This window comes from Acinetobacter sp. USHLN143 (assembly GCF_037145695.1).
Lineage (GTDB): Bacteria > Pseudomonadota > Gammaproteobacteria > Pseudomonadales > Moraxellaceae > Acinetobacter > Acinetobacter fasciculus.
On sequence record NZ_JBBCWZ010000325.1, the window covers coordinates 1 to 223 of the forward strand.

The 223-nt window shown below is 37.7% G+C and carries 1 pseudogene; it reads left to right on the top strand.

The features are described from left to right. Positions 1–11: 11 nt before the first annotated feature. Positions 12–223: pseudogene (locus WFH18_RS18235) on the top strand (transposase); the annotation flags it as partial.

The following is a 223-nucleotide window of genomic DNA, read 5'->3' on the forward strand; positions in this document are numbered from 1 at the left end:
GAGTTAATGTCATGGGGTGTTTGCTTTCAACGGGGAAACTGGTGACAAGCTGTTTACAAGAGTCAGTGACAAGTACTTGGTTTTATGCCTATTTAACTGGAATAGCTCAACGAGTAAAACAGACATATAACCTTCCATTGGTTCTTATTGTTGATAATGCCTCGATTCATAGAAGTAAAAAGATGGCTGATTACAGAGAGCTACTTAAAACTAACTTTTCGAC